The 21,941-nt window shown below is 63.0% G+C and carries 19 protein-coding genes and 1 tRNA gene; 15 read left to right on the top strand and 5 right to left on the bottom strand.

Annotated features, from left to right (window positions below; genetic code table 11):
• Positions 1 to 42 precede the first annotated feature (42 nt).
• The 4 genes from QZ409_RS15930 to QZ409_RS15915 are packed head-to-tail and all read left to right on the top strand — an operon-like array spanning position 43 to position 5,363.
• Positions 43 to 501: a (2Fe-2S)-binding protein gene (locus QZ409_RS15930; protein ID WP_296713251.1), complete on the top strand. Its 459-nt coding sequence runs from the start codon at positions 43 to 45 to the stop codon at positions 499 to 501.
• A gap of 3 nt (positions 502 to 504) precedes the next feature.
• Positions 505 to 2,697, top strand: a complete 2,193-nt coding sequence (locus tag QZ409_RS15925; protein WP_296713250.1) for a xanthine dehydrogenase family protein molybdopterin-binding subunit — start codon at positions 505 to 507, stop codon at positions 2,695 to 2,697.
• 24 nt (positions 2,698 to 2,721) lie between these two features.
• Positions 2,722 to 3,750 carry an XdhC/CoxI family protein gene (locus QZ409_RS15920; RefSeq protein WP_296713248.1) on the top strand — a complete coding sequence of 343 codons (1,029 nt, stop codon included), beginning with the start codon at positions 2,722 to 2,724 and terminating at the stop codon, positions 3,748 to 3,750.
• Complete coding sequence (locus tag QZ409_RS15915; RefSeq protein WP_296713246.1) at positions 3,747 to 5,363, top strand: molybdopterin-binding/glycosyltransferase family 2 protein; 1,617 nt, start codon at positions 3,747 to 3,749, stop codon at positions 5,361 to 5,363. The genes QZ409_RS15920 and QZ409_RS15915 overlap by 4 nt, the downstream gene beginning before the upstream one ends.
• Before the next feature lie 4 nt (positions 5,364 to 5,367).
• Here the strand turns inward: QZ409_RS15915 and QZ409_RS15910 are convergent, their stop codons facing one another.
• Positions 5,368 to 6,969, bottom strand: a complete 1,602-nt coding sequence (locus QZ409_RS15910; protein ID WP_296713243.1) for a DHA2 family efflux MFS transporter permease subunit — start codon at positions 6,967 to 6,969, stop codon at positions 5,368 to 5,370.
• 25 nt (positions 6,970 to 6,994) lie between these two features.
• Complete coding sequence (locus tag QZ409_RS15905; protein WP_296713242.1) at positions 6,995 to 8,218, bottom strand: HlyD family secretion protein; 1,224 nt, start codon at positions 8,216 to 8,218, stop codon at positions 6,995 to 6,997.
• A 114-nt stretch (positions 8,219 to 8,332) separates the two neighbouring features.
• On the opposite strand from QZ409_RS15905, the gene QZ409_RS15900 reads away from it, so the two are divergent.
• From QZ409_RS15900 to QZ409_RS15875, 6 genes are all read left to right on the top strand, one after another.
• A complete protein-coding gene (locus tag QZ409_RS15900; protein WP_342394852.1) occupies positions 8,333 to 8,989 on the top strand; it encodes a TetR/AcrR family transcriptional regulator in 657 nt (218 codons plus the stop codon).
• A gap of 221 nt (positions 8,990 to 9,210) precedes the next feature.
• A complete protein-coding gene (locus QZ409_RS15895) occupies positions 9,211 to 11,325 on the top strand; it encodes an alkyl sulfatase dimerization domain-containing protein (RefSeq protein WP_296713237.1) in 2,115 nt (704 codons plus the stop codon).
• A gap of 55 nt (positions 11,326 to 11,380) precedes the next feature.
• Positions 11,381 to 11,626 carry a hypothetical protein gene (locus QZ409_RS15890; RefSeq protein WP_296713235.1) on the top strand — a complete coding sequence of 82 codons (246 nt, stop codon included), beginning with the start codon at positions 11,381 to 11,383 and terminating at the stop codon, positions 11,624 to 11,626.
• A 24-nt stretch (positions 11,627 to 11,650) separates the two neighbouring features.
• A complete protein-coding gene (locus tag QZ409_RS15885) occupies positions 11,651 to 12,691 on the top strand; it encodes a hypothetical protein (protein ID WP_296713233.1) in 1,041 nt (346 codons plus the stop codon).
• A 155-nt stretch (positions 12,692 to 12,846) separates the two neighbouring features.
• A complete protein-coding gene (locus QZ409_RS15880; protein WP_296713231.1) occupies positions 12,847 to 14,049 on the top strand; it encodes a DUF2252 family protein in 1,203 nt (400 codons plus the stop codon).
• Between the two features lie 182 nt (positions 14,050 to 14,231).
• Positions 14,232 to 15,212: an HWE histidine kinase domain-containing protein gene (locus QZ409_RS15875; protein ID WP_296713230.1), complete on the top strand. Its 981-nt coding sequence runs from the start codon at positions 14,232 to 14,234 to the stop codon at positions 15,210 to 15,212.
• A gap of 43 nt (positions 15,213 to 15,255) precedes the next feature.
• Here QZ409_RS15875 and QZ409_RS15870 read toward each other — a convergent pair whose 3' ends face one another.
• The 3 genes from QZ409_RS15870 to QZ409_RS15860 form a co-directional block, all read right to left on the bottom strand.
• Positions 15,256 to 16,251 carry an alpha/beta hydrolase gene (locus QZ409_RS15870; RefSeq protein ID WP_296713228.1) on the bottom strand — a complete coding sequence of 332 codons (996 nt, stop codon included), beginning with the start codon at positions 16,249 to 16,251 and terminating at the stop codon, positions 15,256 to 15,258.
• A 134-nt stretch (positions 16,252 to 16,385) separates the two neighbouring features.
• Positions 16,386 to 17,165 (bottom strand): manganese catalase family protein, encoded by a 780-nt coding sequence (locus QZ409_RS15865; RefSeq protein WP_296713226.1) that lies wholly within the window; start codon positions 17,163 to 17,165, stop codon positions 16,386 to 16,388.
• 1,231 nt (positions 17,166 to 18,396) lie between these two features.
• A tRNA-Gly gene (locus tag QZ409_RS15860) sits at positions 18,397 to 18,471 on the bottom strand.
• A gap of 221 nt (positions 18,472 to 18,692) precedes the next feature.
• On the opposite strand from QZ409_RS15860, the gene trxA reads away from it, so the two are divergent.
• The 5 genes from trxA to QZ409_RS15835 form a co-directional block, all read left to right on the top strand.
• Positions 18,693 to 19,607, top strand: a complete 915-nt coding sequence (gene trxA, locus QZ409_RS15855) for a thioredoxin (RefSeq protein ID WP_296713224.1) — start codon at positions 18,693 to 18,695, stop codon at positions 19,605 to 19,607.
• 11 nt (positions 19,608 to 19,618) lie between these two features.
• Entirely contained in the window at positions 19,619 to 20,290 is a 672-nt protein-coding gene (locus QZ409_RS15850; protein ID WP_296713223.1) for an LON peptidase substrate-binding domain-containing protein, read from the top strand.
• Between the two features lie 9 nt (positions 20,291 to 20,299).
• A complete protein-coding gene (locus QZ409_RS15845; protein ID WP_296713221.1) occupies positions 20,300 to 20,515 on the top strand; it encodes a Trm112 family protein in 216 nt (71 codons plus the stop codon).
• Between the two features lie 153 nt (positions 20,516 to 20,668).
• Entirely contained in the window at positions 20,669 to 21,559 is an 891-nt protein-coding gene (tesB, locus tag QZ409_RS15840; protein WP_296713220.1) for an acyl-CoA thioesterase II, read from the top strand.
• Between the two features lie 244 nt (positions 21,560 to 21,803).
• The coding region (locus QZ409_RS15835) for a P-II family nitrogen regulator (RefSeq protein ID WP_296706839.1) at positions 21,804 to 21,941 on the top strand (138 nt) is incomplete at its 3' end.

Here is a 21,941-nt window from a genome sequence, read left to right as displayed (position 1 = left end):
GAGCGCGCCGAATTTGGGCGGCGCGAAAAATGAGGGCGCAGCATGATCCGTTTCACGCTCAACGGCCGACCGCAGGAAATCGACGCCGACCCCGACAAGCCTCTGCTTTGGGTTTTGCGGGACGATCTCGGCCTCGTCGGAACCAAATTTGGCTGCGGCCAGGCCCTGTGCGGCGCCTGCACCGTGCATCTGGAGGGCGAACCGACCCGCTCCTGCCAGACCCGTATCGGCGACGTCGCAGGCAAGTCCGTCGTCACCATCGAGAGCGTCAATGGCGCGGTCGCCGAGGCCGTGCAGGCGAGTTGGATCAAACTCGACGTGCCGCAATGCGGCTATTGCCAATCGGGTCAGGTCATGGCCGCGATCGGGCTGCTGACCAGCAACAAGAAGCCGAGCGACGCGGAGATCGACGACGCGATGAGCGGAAATCTCTGCCGTTGCGCCACCTATCAGCGCATACGCGCCGCGATCCATGAAGCTTCTCGCCTGTTGGGAGCGTGACCGATGTTGAATCTCTCCGCCACTCGTTTCCTCCGCGAGGCGCCTGTTTCGCGCCGGCATTTCATTATCGGCTCCACGGCCGTCGGCGCCAGCCTGGTGGTCGGCTTTTCCGCCTCCGCCGCGCCGGGCGCGGCAAGCGAGACGCCCAATCCCTTCGCCGGCTATATCAAGATCGACCCTGACAACAAGGTGACGATCTATTCGGCCCATATGGACATGGGCCAGGGCATCTATCAGGGCGTCGCGACCCTGGCGCAGGAGGAACTCGACGCCGACTGGTCGAAGATCGAGGTCGCCGGCGCCTCCGGGGACCCTGCGCTCTATGGCAATTTGGCGATGGGCGGCAAGTTCCAGCTCACCGGCGGCTCGACCGGAACAGCGTCCTCGTGGCGGCGCTATCGCGTCGCGGGCGCCGCGGCGCGTGCCATGCTGATCGCGGCGGCGGCGCGTAAATGGGGCGTCCCGGCGCAAGACATCGTCGCCGAAAACGGCGTGCTGCGCGCAAAAAGCTCGGGCGCCCGAGCGACCTATGGCGAGATGGCTGCGCTCGCCGCGCAGGAAGCCGCGCCGGCCAATGTCGCGCTCAAAGATCCCAAGGACTGGAAATATATCGGCGCGGAGAAGCTGCCGCGTCTTGATTCCGCGCCGAAATCCACCGGGCGGCAGCAATTCACCATCGATATCAACCTGCCCGACATGCTGACGGCGGTGATGATCCACCCGCCGCTGTTCGGCGCCAAACTGAAGAGCTTTGACGCTGCCAAGGCCAAGACGATGAAGGGGGTGGTCGATGTCGTGGCGACTCCGCGCGGCGTCGCAGTGGTCGCCAAGGGCATGTGGGAGGCGATGCAGGCGCGCGACGCGGTCAAGGTCGAATGGGATGACTCCGCCGCCGAAAAGCGCGGTACTTCCGAGATGTTCGCCGCCTATCGCGCATTGGCCGATAAGGGCGGCGAAAATATCGCCGTCGACAAGGGCGACGCTCTCGGCGCCTTCGCCAAGGCCGCGAAAGTGGTCGAGGCCCGTTATGAATTTCCCTATCTCGCCCATGCCGCGCTGGAGCCGCTCAACGCCGTCGCTCGGATGAATGCGGATGGCACGCTCGAAGTCTGGGGCGGCCACCAGATGCCCGACCTCTATCAGGCGGTCGCCGCGCAAGTCGCCGGCGTCGCGCCTGAAAAGGTGAAGCTGCATGTGATGAAGACGGGCGGCGGCTTTGGCCGGCGGGCCTGTCCCGACGCCGATATCATCGTCGAGGCGGTGGCGACCGCCAAGGCGCTCGGCTGGAAGGCGCCGGTCAAGGTGCAATGGACCCGCGAGGACGACATGCGCGGCGGCCGCTACCGCCCGGCCTATGTGCACAAGCTGACCGCGGGTCTCGACGCCGACGGCAAGATCATCGCCCTGCGCGACACGCTGATCGGGCAATCCATCGTCAAGGGCTCGCCTTTCGAGGCGATGATGGTCAAGAATGGCGTTGACGGCACCTCGGTTGAAGGCATGGCCAATCAGCCCTATGCGATTCCGAACTTCCGCCTGGATGTGACGACCACCGACATGAATGTGCCGGTGCTGTGGTGGCGCTCGGTCGGCTCGACCCACACCGCCTATGCGCTCGAAGCCTTCATCGACGAACTGGCGCAGGCCGCCGGCAAGGACCCAGTCGCTTTCCGGCTCGACATGCTCGCCGACAAGCCACGCCACGCCGCCGTGCTCAAGCTCGCCGCCGAGAAGGCGGACTGGAGCGCGCCGCCCGCGCACGGCAAGTTCCGGGGCGTGGCTGTCGCGGAATCCTTCGGAACCTATGTCGCGCAAGCGGTCGAGATTTCGGTCGACAAGTCGGGCGCGCCGAAAGTCGAGCGCGTGGTCTGCGCGGTCGATTGCGGCGTCGCGGTCAATCCGGACATGGTGCGCGCGCAGATGGAAGGCGGCATCGGCTATGGCCTCGGCGCGATCCTGAAATCGCGGATCACGCTCGACGGCGGCAAGGTCGTCGAGGGGAATTTCGACGGCTATGAAGTGTTGCGCCTGAACGAAATGCCCCGAATCGAGGTTCATATCGTCAAATCGGCGGAAGACCCGAAGGGCGTCGGCGAGCCGGGCGTGCCGCCGATCGGCCCGGCCTTGGCCAACGCCTTCTTCGGGGCGACCGGCAAGAGGATGCGAATCCTGCCGTTCGACCGTGGGGAAAGCTGACGTTCGGCAATAGCTGGAGGGGGCATGACGGATCGGGAGATCATCGCGACGGCCCTGGACTGGGCGCGACGCGGCAAGCGCGTGGCGCTCGCGACCGTGGTCGCCACCTGGGGCTCGTCGCCGCGCGCAACGGGCTCGCGTCTTGCCGTCGATCAGGATGGGCGATTCATCGGCTCGGTTTCGGGCGGTTGCGTCGAAGGCGAAATTCTGGCGACGGCGGAAGAGGTCATCGCCAGCGGCCGGCCGGCCTTGCGGGAGTTTGGCGTCAGCAATGAAAGGGCGTGGTCGGTCGGCCTCGCCTGCGGCGGCGCGATCAAGATTTTCGTCGAGCGGATCGAAGATTGCGATTTCCTGCAAAGCCTGACCGATGACGCCAGCGCTGGCCGCGACGCGGTGACCGTCGTTGATCTCGACAGCGGCGAGAGGACAAGGTTCGACGTGGATGCGTCGCCTGAAGCGTTGGACGATTTGACCCGCCATGCGATTGCGACGACGGCGGAAAAGGGGAATGACGCGCTGGTCGAAACCCCGCGCGGGCTGTTCTTCATCGAGGTCTGGCGCGCGCCGCTGCGGCTGGCCATTGTCGGCGCGGTGCATATCGCGCAGGCCCTCGCGCCGATCGCGACTCTGGCCGGCTATCAAGTGACGCTGATCGACCCGCGCAGCGCTTTCGCCGACGCGACGCGCTTTCCGGGCGCGAAAATTCTCGCCGGCTGGCCCGATGAGGTCCTTCCCGATTTACACCTCGACAGCCGAAGCGCCCTGGTCGCGCTGAGCCATGAGCCGCGCATCGACGACCCGGCGCTCATGGCCGCCTTGCGCAGTCCGGCTTTTTACATCGGCGCGCTCGGCTCGCGCGGTTCGGCGGAAAAGCGTCGGTCTCGCCTGCGCGCGCAAGGCGTGGCGGATGAGCCTCTGGCGCGGATCCACGGCCCGATCGGCCTCGCCATCGGCGCGGCGACGCCGGCCGAAATCGCCATCGCCATCGCCGGCGAATTGACCGGGGCCTTGCGGCTCGCCCCGAAAGCCGCGCTCAGGAGCGCGGCGGAATGAAATTCGTCACGCTTCCAGCGCGCGCCGCTGAGGGCGGGCTGCTCGCCCATTCCCTGACCCGGCCCGGCCTGAACCTGCCGAAAGGCGTTCGCCTTGGCGGTGAGGAGATCGCGCGGCTGCTCGTGGCGGGCGTCGAAAGCGTCACGGTGGCGATGATCGACGCGTTGGATGTGTTGGAAGATCACGCGGCGGAGCGCATCGCGCGCGCATTGGCGGGCGCCGGCTTGCGCGCGGGACCGGTGAAAAATGGCCGCTGCGACATTGTCGCGGACCATCGCGGTCTGGTGTTGTTCGCGCCTGAAATGATTCACGCGCTCAACAGGATCGACGAGTCGATCACGCTGGCGACCCTGCCGCCCTATGAGACGGTTTCGCCCGGACAGGCGGTGGCGACAATCAAGGTCAATCCTTTCGCCACGCCGGATGCTGTCGTCGCGGCATGGGAGGCCTTCCGCGCCGTGTTTCAGATCGCCGGCTTTCAACCGCATCGAGTCGCCCTGATCCAGACTGTGGCGCCCGGGCTTAAGCCGAGCCTGCTGGAAAAAACCGCCGCAGCGACGCGAGACAGGCTGGAGGCGCTGGGCAGCGCGCTTTGCGCGGACGTGCGCGCGGCGCATGAGGCGGAAGCGCTCGCGCAGGAAATCTGCCGCCAGCTTCGCGCGGGCGCCGAGCTCGTGCTGATTTGCGGCGCGGGTTCGACCAGCGACCGGGGCGACGTGGTTCCGGCGGCCATTGTCGCGGCGGGCGGCGCGGTCGAATGTTTCGGCATGCCGGTCGATCCGGGCAATCTGCTGGCGCTTGGCTCGGTCGGCGACGTGGCGGTGGTCGGGATGCCCGGCTGCGCGCGGTCGATCCAATTGAACGGCTTCGACTTCGTCCTGCAACGCCTGCTGGCGCGACAGACGGTCGCGCGGGAAGATATTGCGGCGATGGGCGTCGGCGGGCTGTTGCGCGCGGCGCCGCGCAAGGTTTTTCCACGCGGAATGCGGGATGTGTCGCCCGCCGCCCCGCGCAAAATCGTCGCTGTCGTCCTCGCCGCCGGACAATCGCGGCGGATGGGCGCCAACAAGCTGGTTCTGACGCTTGAAGGCAAGCCGGTCGTCCGCCACGTACTGGACGCCATCGCCGCCTCGCGCATCGCGACAGCCTTTGTTGTTCTCGGCCATGAGGCCGAACAGGTTCAGGCCGCGCTGGCCCAGGCAGACGCGCGTTTCATCGTCAACGGGGATTTCGACGGCGGGCTCTCGACCTCGCTGAAAACGGGTCTTGCCGCCCTGCCGCCGGATGTGGACGGCGCGATGATTTTCCTCGGCGATATGCCAGATATCGATCCCGCCCTGATCGACCGCATGATCGAGGCTTTCGACCCCAGCCGCATGCAGGCGATCGTGGTTCCGAAGCGCAAGGGCCGGCGCGGCCATCCGGTGCTGTGGGGCAAGGGATTTTTCCCGCTGCTGTTGCAGGAGACGCAGGGCGATTCCGGGGCGAAACATCTCATTGGCCAATATTCCGACTGGGTCGCCGAGATCGAAGCGGACGATGATGGCGTCCTCGTCGATCTGGACACGCCGGAGGCCTTCCTCCGGCGCCAGAAATCGAGCGCGCCCGCTTGATAGGTCAGTGCGCGCCGGCGGCGCCCGCCGCGGGCTTGAGCTTGCTGGCGAAGAGCAGCGCGACGGCCGCGACCGCCAGCAACACGCCGATGACGGCGAAGGCGTCGGCGAACCCCATGGTGAGCGCCTGACGCCTGACCGCTCCGCCAATCGTCGCGAGGGCTTTGTGCTGCGCGACTGCGGGGTCGGACACGCCGTGCGTCATGAAATATTGGGTCAGATGGTCGATCCTGTCGCGCACCTCGTCGCGATAAGTCGTCACGGATTGTCCGATAATGTTGGAATGGAACTGCTCGCGCTTGGTGATGATCGTCCCGAGGCTCGCCGTGCCGACGGCGCCGCCGAGATTGCGCAACATATTGGACAGGCCGGAGGCCGAACCCGCTTCACTCGGCGCGATGCCGGCGGTGACGATGGCGCTGACCGGCGTCAGCATCAGGGCCTGCCCGACAGCGCGCACGACATTCGGCGTGAAGAACTGATCGCCGGCCGAATCGAGCGACAGGCCGATATTCATGAAGCTGCTGGCCGCGAAGATCGACATGCCGAGGAAGGCGATGTAGCGCGCGTCATAGCGCTTCATCAGCATCGGCACGAAGGGGATGAAGAGCAGCTGAGGGAAGCCGGTCCAGGCCAGCACCTTGCCGATCTGCTCGGCGTTATAGTGCTGCACCTGTCCGAGATATTGCGGCATCACATAGATCGTGCCGAACAGGGCGAAGCCCAGCAGCATGTTGACGAGCACGCCGATCCCGAAATTGCGCCGCGTGAGCAGGCGCAGATTGACCAGCGGCTTTGCCACCGTGAGCTCGATAGCGACGAAAGCCGTCAGGAAGACCACGGCCAGCGCCGTCAGCTTGACGATGAAGGGCGAGCCGAACCAGTCGTTCTTGTTGCCTTCCTCCAGCACGGTTTGCAGCGCTGAAAGCCCCACGGCCATGGTGAAGATGCCGGCCCAATCGCCTTCCCTGAGCAGGCCGAGCCGCATCGGCGCGCGTTCGAGCGTCAGGGCGAGCGCCACGAACATCAGGATGGCCGGGGGCGTGTTGACGAAGAAAATGGTCTGCCAGCCGTAATTTTCGGTCAGATAGCCGCCGATGGTCGGCCCGACCGCCGGCGCGAAGGTCACCGCCACGGCGAACATGGCGAGGCCGATCGGCTGCTGCGCCTTCGGAAGCTTGGTCAGCACCATGGTGAAGGCCATCGGGATCAGCACGCCGCCGGCAAAACCCTGCAAGCCGCGCGCAAGAATCATCGAGCCGAGGTCACGGGTGAAGGCGCAGGCGATGGAAAACACCGCGAACAGGATTGTGTTGGTGAGGATCACACGGCGGAAGCCAAACACGCGGCTCAGGTAATCCGTCAGCGGAATGACGATGATCTCGCCGATCAGATAGGAGGTCGAGATCCAGGCGCCATTGTCGACGCCGGTGCCGATGCCGCCCTCGATGTCAAGCAGGGAGGCGTTGGTGATCTGGATGTTGAGGATCGCCATGAAGGCGCCGATCATGCTGGCCATGACCGCGATCCAGGAGGTCAGGCTCGCTTTGGCTTCCGCGACGGGGAGGGTCGGGCTTCCATTGGCGTTTATGGCAATGCTGGACATGGCTTTTCCTCCTGCGGCGGCGCGATCAGCTTCGGGCGTTCGCGACCGTCGCCACCAGCGGCGTGGAGACGCGCGTGTCGATGGTCGGAGTCACGGACATGCCCGGCCGCAGCAGCGCCGCGAGCGGGCTTCCCGCGTCGAGCACGATCTTCACGGGGATGCGCTGCACCACCTTGGTGAAATTGCCGGTGGCGTTGTCTGGCGGCAGCACCGCGAATTCCTGCCCGCTCGCTGGGGCGACGCTATCGACGCGGCCCTTGAAGAGCTGGCCCGGGAACATGTCGACCTCGATCTCGACCGGCTGCCCGGCGTGGACGTCGGTCAGCTGGGTTTCCTTGTAATTGGCGACGATATAGCTGGCCTCGACCGGCACGACGGCCATCAATTGCGTCCCGGCCTGCACATATTGGCCGACGCGCAGGGTGCGGTTGGCGACCTGGCCGTCCGCCGGCGAGAGGATCGCCGTATAGGAGAGGTTCAGCTCGGCCTGGTCCTGCGCCGCCTGCGCCCGGGCCAGATTGGCCTCGGCCTGCGCAAGTTCGGCCTTGAGGACGTCGAGTTGGCGGGTCGCATTGACGAGAGCGGCGCGCCCGCGCGCGCCATTCGCCCGCGCGGCGAGCACGCGCGAACTGGCCTGTTGCGCGTTCTGCACGCTGCCGAAGCCGGTGGCCGCGAGGTCCGAATAGCGCTTATTTTCCTGCTCGGCGAAGGTTTGGTTGGCCTCTTCGGCGGCGACCGTCGCGCTCGCGCCGTCGATAGCGGATTGCTGCGCGACAATGGCGGCCTGCCTCGTGCCGATGGCGGCCCGGGCGGCCTCGACATCGGCCTTGGCCTGTTCGACCGCGACCTTGAAATCGCGGTCGTCGATGCGGGCGAGGATCTGCCCCGCCTTGACCGCCTCATTGTCGCCGACATGGACCGACGCGATATAGCCCGCCACCTTTGGCGCGATCGTCGTGTTGTCCGCCTTGACATAGGCGTCGTCGGTCGAAATCGCGAAACGTCCGAAGGTCCAGTAGTTGTGGCCGAGATAGCCGGCGCCGCCGAGCGCGGCCACGGCCACGCCAACGATCAGGAAACGCTTCAGAATGGAGCGCGGGTTCTTTGCCCGCTCTGGGGCGACGGCCTTGGTCTGCAATGGAGCGACCGCGTCGCGGCCCTCGAAAGCGAGTGGGGCTTTCATCCCGGCTGGCGCCTCATATTTTGAGACCGCGCCTTCGAACTCCTCGATCTGCTGGTGCTGTGTCATCGGGCTGCTCTCCGTGGCCGCCGGAAAATCGGCGCTTGCGACTATTTAGGAAACGTCGTAGTTTCTAAAATATGCCAGACGCTGCCGAAGTCAATCGGAATTTGGAAAATGACCATAGTCGAAAATGCAAAGACACCTTGCAGAGGGCGCGGTCGCCCGCCGGTCCGCACGGAGGAGGAGACGCGCGCCCTGATCGTTCAGGCGGCGCGGGCCGAGTTCGACGCCAGCGGCTACGCGGGCGCCTCGATGTGCGCGGTCGCCCAGCGCGCGGGCGTTTCGACCAAGACGCTCTACCGGATCATCCCCACCAAGGACGCCCTGTTCGAAAGCGTGATCGCCGACAGGATCGGGCGCTTCATCATGGAGATCGACGAGCGGGCGCTCGCCAATCTCGACATGGAGCAGGCTCTGGAGCGCATTCTGATCGCCTTCGGTCGCCTGACGCTGGACAGCCAGACCATTGGCATCCTTCGCCTGGTGCTGAGCGAATGCGAGCGCTTTCCCGAAATCGGCAAGGCCTTCTACGACGAGGCGGTAAAGCGCAGCGGCGACGCCATGGCGCTGTGGCTTGAGGAACAATGCCGCAAGGGCCTGCTCGATCTGGATGACCCGCAACTCGGCGCGGCCATGCTGCGCGGCATGATGATCATGGAGCCGCAACGCGCCGTGATGATGGGGCAGCGCGAGGCGCCCGCGATCGACGAGATCGAACGGCGGGCGAAAACCTGCGCGAGATTGTTCCTGAACGGGTGCAAGCGCGCATCTGCTTGACGCAACGAAAGAGGGCCCGATCAGTCGTCGAGCGAGCCAGAATATGGCGGCCTGCGGGGGCGGCGACTTTCGCCGGCGCTGCGCCAAAAAACAGCTCGGCGCAGGCAGAATCCTTTATCAGATAGTTGGATTTCGGACTTTCCCGCCGCCGATAAAATTGCGCGCGCAAGGCTCGCCTGACCTTCCGCCTTCGAAGGACGGCGCTCGATAGGGAGAAAGAAATGACAGCCAGCCGACCGCTCCGCGTAGTGATGATCGCCGCGAGCGCAGTCGCCTTCCTCGGCCCGCTCGCCTTCAACCACAGCGTTGCGCAGGCGCAGGCGACGAGTCGGGGTGAGAAGCATTTCGACGCCAAGGGAAGCCTGCCGTCGATGTACACCATCGAATTGCGCAAGGGCGTCTCCGCCACCCTGCCGTTCGAGGACAAGCGGGATTTCGACGAGGCCAAGAAAGGCTTCATTGCCGAGCCGCCCTTTATGAAGATCATGGCCGACGCCGGCAACGTGGCCTGGGACATGGGCAGCTACCAGTGGCTGCTGCAAGGCAAGGACTTTCCGAGCCTTCATCCGTCGCTGCAACGGCAGGCCGTGCTGAACATGGCCTATGGCCTCTATGAAGTCGTTCCCGGCAAAATCTACCAGGTGCGCGGCTTCGACCTCGCCAATATCAGCTTCATCAAGGGCGACACCGGCTGGATTGTCTTCGATCCGCTGACGGCCAAGGAAACGGCGCGGGCGGCGCTTGACTTCATCAACGAGAAGCTGGGCAAGCGGCCGGTGCTGGGCGTTGTCTATTCGCACTCGCATGTCGATCATTTCGGCGGCGTGCGCGGCGTGGTGGACGAGGCCGACGTGATCAGCGGCAAGGTCAAGGTGATCGCGCCGGAAGGCTTCATGCAAGCTGCGATCGAGGAGAATGTTTTCTCCGGCAACGCGATGTCCCGCCGAACCCAATATTCCTACGCCGTCCTGCTGCCGCGCGACCCCTTCGGCCACGCGGACCAGTCGATCGGCAAGAACGTGGCGAATGGCAATGTCGGGCTGATCGCGCCGAACCAGCTGATCCGGAAGGACTTCGAGGATGTGACTGTCGACGGCGTGACGATGGTGTTCCAGAGCACGCCGGATACCGAGGCGCCGGTCGAGATGAACACCTGGTTCCCGCAGTTCAAGGCCTTCTGGGCCGCCGAGAACATTACGGGCACCATCCATAATATCTATACGCCGCGCGGCGCTCCGGTGCGCAATGCGCTGAACTGGTCAAAGCAGATCAATGTGGCGCTTTACCGTTTCGGGCAGGACGCCGAAGTGATGTTCGCGTCGCACAGCTGGCCGCGCTGGGGCAACGCGCGCATCCAGGAAGTGATGCGCACACAGCGTGATACTTACGCCAATCTCAACAACCAGTCGCTGCATTACGCCAATCTCGGCGTGACCATCAACGAGATCCAGAATGTCTACCAGCTTCCGCAAAGTCTGTGGAAGCAATGGCCCGCGCATAGCTACCACGGGTCCGAACAGCACAACAGCCGAGGCGTCATCAACCGTTTCCTCGGCTACTGGGACGGCAATCCGGTGAATATCGCGCCCTTGTCGCCGAAGGATTCGGCGCCGCTCTATGTCGAGATGATGGGCGGCTCCGACAAGATCATCGCCAAGGGCAAGGAACTCAATGATCAGGGCAAATATCTCGAGGCGTCCGAGATCCTGAACAAGCTGGTGTTCGCGCAACCGGGCAACCAGGCGGCGAAGGATCTGCTGGCGAACGCCTTCGAACAGCTTGGCTACCAGAAGGAAAGCCCGACGCTGCGCAACATCTATCTGCAGGGCGCCTATGAGCTGCGCAACGGGCTTCCCGGCGGAACGCCCGCAAGGTCGTCCGGACCGGACATGGTCCGCGCGATGTCGACCGAGAACTGGCTCGACTTCATCGGCATCAGCATCGACCCGCGCAAGGCCGACGGCATGCGCTTCACCATTAATCTCATCACCCCCGACAATGGCGAGAAGCACCTCATCGAGATGAGCAATGCGACCCTGACCAACATCAAGGGCGAGGAGGCGAAGAACCCGGACCTGACCATCACGGTCAACCGCGCCGATCTCAACCAGGTGATGATGGGCGTGAGCACTTTCGACGACCTGGTCAAGGCCGGCAAAGCGACATTCACCGGCGACCGCAAGCCTTTCGATCAGCTCAGGAGCATCATCGTCGTGTTCCGGCCGAATTTCGAGATCCTGCCGGGAACGGCGGTCCCGAACGCCGCATCGTTGACCGGGGAGCCAAACCCGTTCAAGCTTCCTGACCTGATGCCGGCGGACGCCGCCGGCGACTGATGGGACGCCAATCGAAGCTCTGGTCGTTCGTCGACCCCACCCAGAGGAGCCGGCAATGAAACCAATTGATCGTCGCGGATTGCTGCGCGGACTGATGATCGCTACCGCCGCCACGGCCGTTGGCGTGTCCTTCGGAACCAGCGCGAGTGAGGCCATGCCGCTCGACGCCCGCATCGCGACGCCTCCGGATGAGTTGATCCAAAAAGCGCAGGTCGTCGTCGTCGCGCCACGTCGCCGACGCCGTCGCTGGGTTTGCTGGTGGAACAGAGGCCGGCGCGTTTGCGGCTGGCGGTGGTTTTAGGAGCTGGCGCCGCGATCGATGAAGATGCGCCAGCGTCCCGGAAGCGCGGCAAGCATTTGCCGCCTCACGGCTTTCGCGCTCGCTTTCGCCGGGCCGGTCGGGGCCGCGTCCGCGCAGACGGCGGGCCGTCTGGACGCGCAAAGCGACGCCAATGACGCGATGAACGACGCCATGTTCGCGACGCCCAACGCCGCGACCCCGGCGCCGCTTTCGAACCTCTATGCGACCTCGCCGGATCTGGAAAAGCAGATCCCCTCGCCGCAGTTTCGCGCCAACGCGCTGCTGCCGCTGGGCTGGAATTCCAATGCGGAGGAAGTGAGCCGGGGCGGGACCTCGACCGGGCAATGGCGGCCCGTCGGCAACCTGTCCTGGGCGGCGCCGGTTGGCGACCTCCCCTTGCGGGCGACGGTCACTGGCTTTGCCGAAACCGACCGCTATTTTCGCGCCTCGAACGTCAATCTCGACAAGACCGGCGGCTCGGCGCGCCTGCAATATGTCGACCCGGGCAACGACCAGGCCTTCTCGCCTTTTTTCGTTTTCGCGCCGCGCTGGGATTTCACCCCCACCTTCGACAATCAGATATCGGCGCGTCAGGACTTCAATCTCGGTCTCAACAAGAGGTTCAATCTCGACGGCGACTTCCGTCAGGCGCCCATCGCATCGGACAGCTCCGGAGCCGCCGTCTGGTCGCTTGGCGTGACGGCTTTCGTGCAGCGCCGCCTTCGCGAGCCGCAGACGTCGTCCTATGCGGCCTTTGTCATTCCCTCGATGAGCTATTCGATCAGCAAGAACTGGAATGCGAGTTTCGCCGTCGAATTCATCGGCCGCTGGTTCGACCGCAATCGTTTCGGCTTTTTCACCAACCTCTATGAAATCCAGCCGATCGCGACGGTCGAATATGTCGTCCCGGCCGAGTGGCTCGGCGGCGAGCGCAATGCCGCGCTGCTCGGGCGTCCGGCGCTCGACCTGCAAAGCTCCTATCTCAAGGTCTGGTCGAACGCGCCGGGCGGCGGTTTCGAGCAATGGCAGACCGTGGCTGCGCTCAAGATGGGCTGGCGGTTTTAATCTGCGTCGGAACCAATATCGGGACCGCGTATTGATATATTGGGGTCGCGCTGCCTGGGCGACGCCCACCCTGACGGCCACTTCTGTCGGCCACCCAGCCAATGAATGAACGGATTACGAAACTCGCGACGTCACGGGTCGGAGAGATTTTTGTCATGACCGAACCGGAAGACCGCGCCGCCAAACTGGCAAGGATCCAGAGCCTGAAGATGGCGAAATCCGCGCAGGCCTTTGTGCGCGGCAGCACCGTCAGCTTTTACCAGTGGCTCGAGACAGCCCCGTCGAATGTTCCAGACGGGCCGCCAGTCTGGATCTGCGGCGATTGCCATCTCGGCAATCTTGGGCCGCTGGCTGACAACAAGGGCCGGGTCTCGGTCCAGATCCGCGATCTGGATCAGACGGTGATCGGCAATCCAGCGCATGATCTGATCCGCTTGGCTCTGTCGCTTGCTTCGGCGGCGCGCGGCTCGGACCTTCCCGGTGTGACCACCGCCCGGATTCTCGAGCAGCTGATGCTCGGTTATGAGGCGGTGCTGGCCGGCGATTTCCAATCGGAAGACGAGAAAGCCATGCGGCCAGATGTCGTCAGCGACCTTCTCGCAAAGTCCGTCCGCCGGCGCTGGCGTCAGCTCGCGGCCGAGCGTTTGGACACTGCCAAGCCGATTTTACCACTCGGTCGCAAATTCTGGCCCCTGACGGCGGAGGAGCGCAACGCCATGGGCGAAATTTTCGCCACCAAAGAAGCGCATGACATGGTTACAAGATTGCAATCCCGGGGCGATGCGGATCCAATGAGTTTGATCGACGCCGCCTATTGGATCAAGGGTTGCAGCTCCTTGGGCCGCCTGCGCTACGCCGCCATGCTGGAGGTCGGTCAGAACAAAAGCGCGACCCTCTGTCTGGTAGATGTCAAGGAAAGCGTTTCCGCAGCCGCCCCGAGCGCGCCTAAGGCAAAAATGCCGCGAGACAACGCCATCCGCATCGTCACCGGCGCCAGGGCGCTCTCTCCGAATTTAGGGGAGCGCATGATCGCGTCGCGCTTTCTCGGCAAGACTGTGGTGATCCGGGAGCTGACGCCCCAAGACCTCAAGCTGGAGGTGGCTCATATGACGCCGAAGCAGTCCATCGCGCTGGCGGCCTATCTCGCGGGCGTCGTGGGCAAGGCCCACGGGCGCCAGATGACCGCTGAAACGCGGTCGGCATGGCTGAAGGATCTGAGGTCGGCTCGCGCCGGCGCGCTGGAAGCGCCGACCTGGCTTTGGTCGGGCGTCGTTTCCCTGCTGTCGATACATGAGAGCGCCTATCTTGAACATTGCCGGCGGTTCGCTCTGGCGGAAGCTAAACGAAATGAAGCATAGGCGGGGCGCCTTTTTGGATTGGTAGCGCCAATCGGAGGCGACTGATGCAGGCCTCAGTCTCATCAATGGGATCGGGCGCCGACGAAGCCGTGCCCGCGCCTGAGCAGATTCCGAACCTGTTGCGACCGTCGACCAGGGAATAGACCAAAGCCTCGAACCCTTGGCCGTCGAGGAACTCCATTATGATGAAATGGACCGATACCCATTTTCTCCAGGCTTTAAATGCAGCGGAGGTGGCGCTCTGGTCGTGGAATGTCGACACGGACACGATCATGCTCGACAAACGAGGGTGTGAACTCTGGGGCGTTCCGGAAAATCAGGATGTGACCTTCGAGGATTTATCCGCGCAAATTTTCCTCCATGATCTGGACAGGGTCAGGACGGCGTTCGCCGCCGCGCGCGCTATCGCTGGACGCTACGAAATCGACTTCCGCATTACGGTCGGACAAAAGATTCGCTGGATATCCGCCAGAGGCGAGGGGTCAGACGCGAATATTTTCGGCAGCAATATGTTTGGCGTATTCCTCGACGTCACCCGCAGCAAACAAGCCGAGGAAGCCAGCGAGCTTCTCGCCGGCGAGATGAGCCACCGGGTCAAGAACCTGCTGGCGATCGCCTCGGCCCTCGCCTCCATCACGGCCCGTTCCTCGGCTACCGCCATCGAAATGTCCCGCGATCTAAGCCGCCGCCTGGCGGCGCTTGGGCGCGCGCATGATCTTCTCCGGCCTGCGCCCGGGCAAAGACCCAAGGCTGCGCTTCTGGGAGACCTGCTTTCCGTCTTGCTGACGCCATATGACGACACAAGCGCGTTCAACGGGCGCATCCGCGTTTCTGTGCCGCGTCTGGGAGTGGGAGAGACCGCTGCGACAAATCTGGCGCTTGTCGTGCATGAATTGGCGACCAATTCCATCAAATATGGCGCGCTTTCGGTCAAAACCGGCACGCTAGACATATCATGCGTCGATGATGATTCCGAGGAGGTGGTGGCCGTTTGGACAGAGCGCGGCGGCCCTCCTGTCACCGAAGTTCTGAGCTCAGACAGTTTTGGCAACAAGCTTCTGGCGCGAAGCATGTCCGGCCTTGGCGGGTCGGTTGGAATGAACTGGAACGACGCAGGCGTCATCGCGACGATGCGGATGACGAAAGCGGCGCTGGCCGCTTAGTTCCGTCATCCGTCGCCACGCTGAGCGCTCGCTCACCGGCAGGTCAAGCCGCCAAAGGCTTCCTTGGGGCGGCGAGTTCATCAATCATCCCTGCGATCTCGGCGGTCGCAGCATAATGGACCATATGCCCAACGCCGGGAAACAGCCTCAAGGAGCTGCCGGGCACGGCCTCATGCAGCGCCTTTGATTGCCGCTCGAAATCGACGATCTGGTCGCCTTCCCCGGCGATGATCGTCACAGGCGGCAAAATCGCGCCATATTGGCTTGAAAGCCGGCGTGCGGCTGGAACCATCATGCTCGCTTCTTCCGAACTTGCCCGCAACTGCGTCGACCGAAACGAAAGGCTGACGGGGAACCGATCGCTGAAGCGCTCGGGGATTGGCATGGGCGCAAACATTTCCGCGAAAGCGGCCGGCGCCATCAGGCGTCCGATCAAAGGCGAGATTGTCCGGCGCATTACTTCGCCAAGCAGCGGCGTGGCGGCGAGAGAGCCGACAACAACATCTAAACGCACAGTCGGAAAATAATAGCCGGACGCGAGGACAAGACCGTTTACAAGTTGCGGATGCCGCAATGCGCAGGCCACAGCGACCAGCGTTCCCCACGAGTGCCCCAAGACCACGACGGTCTCGACTTTGAGTTGCGCCAAGGCTTTGGCGAACAAATCGGCCTGCTCCTCCGGCGTCCAAGACTTGTTTCGCGGACGTTCGCTATAGCCATAGCCGGGCCGGTCAAAAGCGATTACCCGGTGGCGATCCTTGAGGGCGTCGATCAGACCGCTGATTTCCATATCGGCGGAAGTCACTCCGTTGCCGTGAATCAGGAGAACCGCTGGTTTCAACCCGCCGGTGTCGAGATAATGAAGCGTGACGCCATCGACGTTGATCTTGTGACCAAGAGGGGGATTACGCTGTTCGGCGCGCTTTTCCGCCCTTTCGTTCCAGACTGCGCTGGCGACAAGGGAGCCGGCAAAGGCTGCCAGGCCGAGCGCCCAGGACGAGCGGAGCGTATCCGTGGGACGGTGAAGTTTGTTAAACATGGGTTCGCCTTTTTGGAGGGGACACACGCCGCAGGTGTCGGCACGGTCGGAGAGCGCTGGCGACCGCCGGGACCGCCGCTTGTTTTCGCCATAGGGTCGAGGACATACGATCAAGGGTGGACAGCGAAACGCCTTCATGCCGAACGATTGGCGGTCCCTTTTTTCGACGCCTTGGCCGGAGCTCTGGAGGGAGCGCGATGTTCGTCGTCCGGATTGATCGGCGCTGGCGGAAAGCCGCCCGCCGGCTTCGGATTTTCGACAAAGTCAAAATCCGGTTCTTCGTTCCATGGACCCCGCTCGTCTTCACCCTGCGACAGGTTGAAAACCAGCCTTACAGTTTCGTCCGGTTCAATATTTCCAAAGAACGGGTCATCAAGCTTGCCCATGGAATCGAGCGCCTTCATGAACATGTTGGCGTGCGTTATTTCCCGGGTTAACAGATGGACGAGCACCTTTTTTGAATTTTCGTCGTCGCATGCCTTTATGAGCGCTTCATATGTTTGGCGCGCCCCGGCTTCGGCGGAGATATCGGCCCGCAAATCGCGCACGACATTGCCCCCCTCCTGAATATAGGCGGCGGTCCAACAGCTTCCTTGGCTATCCAGAAAATGTGGCCCGCCGCCCTTCAGCTTGAAAAGAGGCGCGTCGAATACGGACGTTTGGTCGATCCGGCTTGTGTGCTGAGCGATCAACTTGCCGACCATTTCGAGGTGGCCGAATTCCTCTATGGCGATGTCCTGAAGCATGTCGCGGATTCCGGCATCCTCAACATGAAAAGACTGCACCCAATATTGCAATGCCGCAGTTAATTCTCCCGTGGCTCCGCCAAATTGTTCCAACAAAAATGTTCCGAAACGAGCGTCTGGAACGCCTACGCTTACAGGCTGTATAAGTTCTTTGCGATGCAAAAACATGAGCGATGCCTTAGATGTTAGGAGAAATAACAAACTGTCACCTAACAGCGTTTCGAACAGTGAATTGTTCCATTCAATAAGTCGCTTCGATCACCTTATATTCATAAACTTGACTGTTGCGGGCGTTTGCGTTTTGGGGCGGTCAATAGCCTTTCCAGTTTGCTGGCGGATCGCGGTATCGACGTTCTGATCGGTCTGACAAGGCCTGACGCAGCTTGGGCCGCGGCGTCCGTCCGCGAAGCAATCCACCGGGTCGAACGACGCTTTTTCGCGAACCCCGGGAACTTTTCGGCGTCTTTCGACCTAATAGAATGCGCTCCAGCCATGTCTGAAGGAAATTTCGCCGTTGAATCGTAGAAAAAATCGCCATTCCGGCTCGAAGTTGCAGCCGGTCTCGGCAAAAGAAGTCGCTTCTGGCGATTCCGCTCAATCTGCGCCTGCGAGCCAGAGCCTAGCGCTTACGGCGATCCGGCGGCCAGGTCCAGGAAATGCAGCTGAACGGCAATCGAGGATGATATCGACGGGCGATCTCGCTTGGGAGGCGGCTATGAGCACGAATGACAAGCAGTTGCCGGAAGCTCTTACCCCGCCTTGGGGAGACGGATATCCTTCCTGCGCGAAATGCAATCGCCTCGTCGATAGTATCGAAGTGGAGACCCCCTTCGAATATCTTGACGAGTCGCCTGCCTCTCCAATTCTGGTCCACACGGGGGGAGAGGATTTACACAGTCACCTGCCATGGTGAAAATTGGCGATGGTCCAGTTTTACAGGCGCGCTCTAAGATTGCGCTCGGCCGACGCCAAGAAGAGGCGAGGCCATGTCATGAAGTCGCGCACCCTTCATTATGTCGGCGGAATTTCGGGAAAGGGAGTCGTTGCCGACGACAGCGAGCAGGCGCGGACCTGACTGTGAGCTTCAGATATTCACTGAGAGCGAGACCCTCGGCTCGATACGAAGCCGCCGGTCTAGGTCTATGCGGCGTCTGATCGCGATGCTCGTCACTCTGCATCGAAGCGCGCCAAAATCTCAAGCGTGCTCGCGGGTCAGCGGCTCGTAATCAAAGACATCGACGAAGGCATTTGGTTCGTCAGCTTTATGAGCTACGATTTCGGCGTTATCGATCTGGAGCGGAAAACCCTACAACCTCTCGACGACCTATTCGACGCCGAGGTTGTCACGCATGTCTTAGACACATGCTGTTGCCTATGTCCGGGTTGGACAAAGGAAATTTGGAGCGGGCGAAGGGATTCGAACCCTCGACCCCAACCTTGGCAAGGTTGTGCTCTACCCCTGAGCTACACCCGCATCCGTGGGACGACGCAGCCGCGTCGTGGGGGCTATATGCCGCAAAGCCCCGGACATTGCAACAGGGCTTGGGCTGGTTTTTTCGCGAATTTGTCATCGGGTCAAAAAACCCCATCTTGGTGCGGGGAAAGTGCGCGGGCGGTTGCGAAACCATTCCGGAACCGCCATTTTACCCATCAAATGCGGTCCGGAGAACCGCGCCAGGACGAACAGGACGCGCGATGCAGCCAGCGGAACAAAAGCCCTTTTCCCCTTCGAACGGCGCGGCGGGAGCGGATATCGTCGACGTGACCCTGCAGGGATTCCGCGCCGAGGTGATGGAGGAATCGCTTCGCCGCCTGGTGCTGATCGATTTCTGGGCCCCGTGGTGCGGGCCCTGCAAGCAATTGACGCCAATCCTTGAAAAAGTCGTCGCTTCACTGCGCGGCAGGGTCCGCCTCGCCAAGATGGACATCGACAAATATCCCCAGATCGCCGAAAAACTCGGCATCCAGTCGGTTCCAGCCGTGGTCGCGTTTCAGGGCGGCCAGATGGTCGATGGTTTCATGGGCGCCTTGCCGGAGGGCGAGATCAGGGCCTTCATCGACCGTTGGCTGGGGCCGGCCGGACCGGATGTCGAGGCGTTGTTCGACGAGGCGCAGACGTTGCTTGAAGCGGGCGACCCAGATTCGGCCGAAGCCGCTTTCGCGCAGATCCTCGGCGTCGAGCCGGAACATGCCGGCGCGCTCGCCGGAATTGTCCGCGTCCGGGTCGCGCAGGGCGCCTTGGCGGAGGCAAGGGAATTGCTCGACGCCATTCCCGTCCGCCACGCCAACGCCCCCGCCGTCGCGGCGGCGAGGGCCGCTCTGGCGCTGCAGGAACAGGCCGGCGCTGTCGGTGATCTGGCTTATCTTCTGGCCCGCGTCGAAAATGTTCCCACGGACCATCAGGCCCGCTATGATCTCGCCGTGGCGCTCAATGCGGCGGGCCGGCGCGACGCCGCCGCGCAGGAATTGCTGAACATCATCAAGCGCGAACGCAGCTGGAACGACGATTCGGCTCGGAAATTGCTCGTGCAGTTTTTCGACAGCTGGGGGCCGGTCGACGCTACGACGCGTACGGCCCGACGGCAATTGTCGTCGCTCCTGTTCTCATGACTGGATCGTCCATGGCGATGAACAAAACTTATCTCGGGCCTTCCGACCTGCCCGAATCGATCCCGATCTTTCCCTTGTCGGGGGCGATCCTGCTGCCGGGCGGCCAGTTGCCGCTGAATATTTTCGAGCCGCGCTATCTCGCCATGTTCGACGAGGCGATGCGGGGCGAGCGGATCATCGGCATGGTCCAGCCGCTCTCCGGCGTGGATGCGCCGGCCGGTGAGAAGGCGGAGCTGCGCCCGGTGGGCGCCGCGGGACGCATCACCCAATTGTCTGAAACCGGCGATGGCCGTTATTTCGTCGTGCTCAGCGGCATCGCCCGCTTCCGCATCCTGTCCGAGGTGGATTCGGCCGAGCCCTATCGCAGGGCCAATGTGGATTTCAGCGTTTTCGAGGAAGATTTCGCGCCCGAGGAAACGGTCCCCGTGAAGCAGCGGACCGATCTGAACGCCGTCGCCTTTGACCTTGCGCAGGCGCTGAAACTCGAAATCGCGCGCAAGGATGTCGAATCCATGCCGGACGCCGACATGATCGCAGTCTTCGCCATGATCGGGCCGTTCGATCACGCTGAGAAACAAGCCTTGCTGGAGGCGCCCGATCTCGCCGCGCGCGCTGAGCTTCTGCTCGCGCTGGGCGAAATCGCGCTTTCCCGCGCCACCAAGGCGGCCAGGCCGCTGCAATAGGATTTCACGATGAACGACTCGCCCGCCACGACGCGCTCCGCCGCCGAAACCGCCGTCGTGGATCCGCGCCTGCTGGAAATTCTCGTCTGTCCGCTGACAAAGACCACTCTGCGCTATGACCGCGAGCGCAATGAGCTGGTCTCGCTCGCCGCCCATCTCGCCTATCCCATTCGCGACGGCATTCCGATCATGCTGCCGGAAGAAGCGCGCCGGATCGAGGAATGATCCCGCGCGCAAGGTCGCGCGGGGCGCCACCGCCAGGCGCGCCGGACCCTTGGCGGGCTGCTTGACGGCGCCGGGAAAAAGCGTTCAGTTTTAAACTGTCACGCCGCGACCCTGTGGCGGCGGCGCTTTCATGCGAGCTGGGCGGTCCCAAAAATGTCCAATGCGGTCACCGGTCTGCTGAACATTCTCGACCTCGAGAAGATCGAGGAGAACCTGTTCCGGGGCCGCAGCCCGCAGGTTGGCTGGCAGCGCGTGTTCGGCGGCCTTGTCATCGCCCAGGCGCTGGTCGCGGCGCAACGCACGGTCGAGCACGCCGCCGCCCATTCGCTCCACGCTTATTTTCTGCTCGGCGGCGATCCCGCCGCGCCGATCCTTTATCAGGTGGAGCGTCTGCGCGACGGCCGCAGTTTCGCGACCCGGCGCTGCCAGGCGATCCAGCACGGCAAGATCATTTTCACGCTCGCCGCCTCCTTTCATAACGCCGAGCCCGATAATCTGGACCACGCCTTCCCGCCGCCCGATGCGCCGCCGCCCGAAGACCTACCCGACGAGAGCGAATTTATCGGTCGTTTCGGCCAGTTCATGCCCGAACCGGTGCGCCGCTATTTTGAGCGCGAGCGGCCAATCGAGATGCGGCCCGTCGATCCCAGCCGCTTCGTCGCGCGCGGACCTCAATCTGACGAAGTACAGAAAATATGGGTGCGGACCTCGGCGGCCCTGCCGGACGATCCAGCGATCCACCGCGCCGCGCTGGCCTATCTTTCGGACATGACCCTGCTCGACACCTCGTTGATCGCGCATGGCCGCTCCGTGTTCCATCCGGACATCCAGGCCGCCAGTCTCGATCACGCGCTCTGGCTCCACCGCCCGTTCCGCGCCGACGAATGGATGCTTTATGTGCAGGATAGCCCCAGCGCCTCCGGCGCATTGGGATTCAGCCGAGGCGCCCTTTATTCGCGCAGCGGCGCCCTGATCGCCTCCGTCGCCCAGGAGGGTTTGATCCGCCTGAAGCGTGAGCCATCTGCGAATTTTGCGCAGCTTTGATTATTTAATATGCGCTTGGATGGCGTATCCGGCGCTATCTGCATAAATTTTAATCACCTATCGCATTTTCGCGCAACCTTTGCCACAAAGCCCCTAAAGATTGCGTTGATTCAACGGCTTATCAAAGTCGCTTTTCTGGCATGTTCCTTGATACGGCGAAGTCGCCAGGAAGCCTAGCGTCCGGGCAAGCCCGCCTCAGACGCGAACTTCATTCGTATTCGCGAAAAAAAACAGGGAAGAACAGATGAAAATCGTGATGGCTGTTATCAAGCCGTTCAAGCTGGACGAGGTTCGCGATGCGCTGACCGCGGTTGGCGTTCACGGCCTGACTGTGACGGAAGTCAAGGGCTATGGCCGCCAGAAGGGCCATACGGAGATTTAT

Origin of the sequence: Rhodoblastus sp. (genome assembly GCF_019449565.1) — a bacterium.
Taxonomy (GTDB): Bacteria; Pseudomonadota; Alphaproteobacteria; order Rhizobiales; family Beijerinckiaceae; genus Rhodoblastus.
Note: the sequence above shows the minus strand (reverse complement) of the source record. Positions and strands in the feature narration are given on the sequence as shown.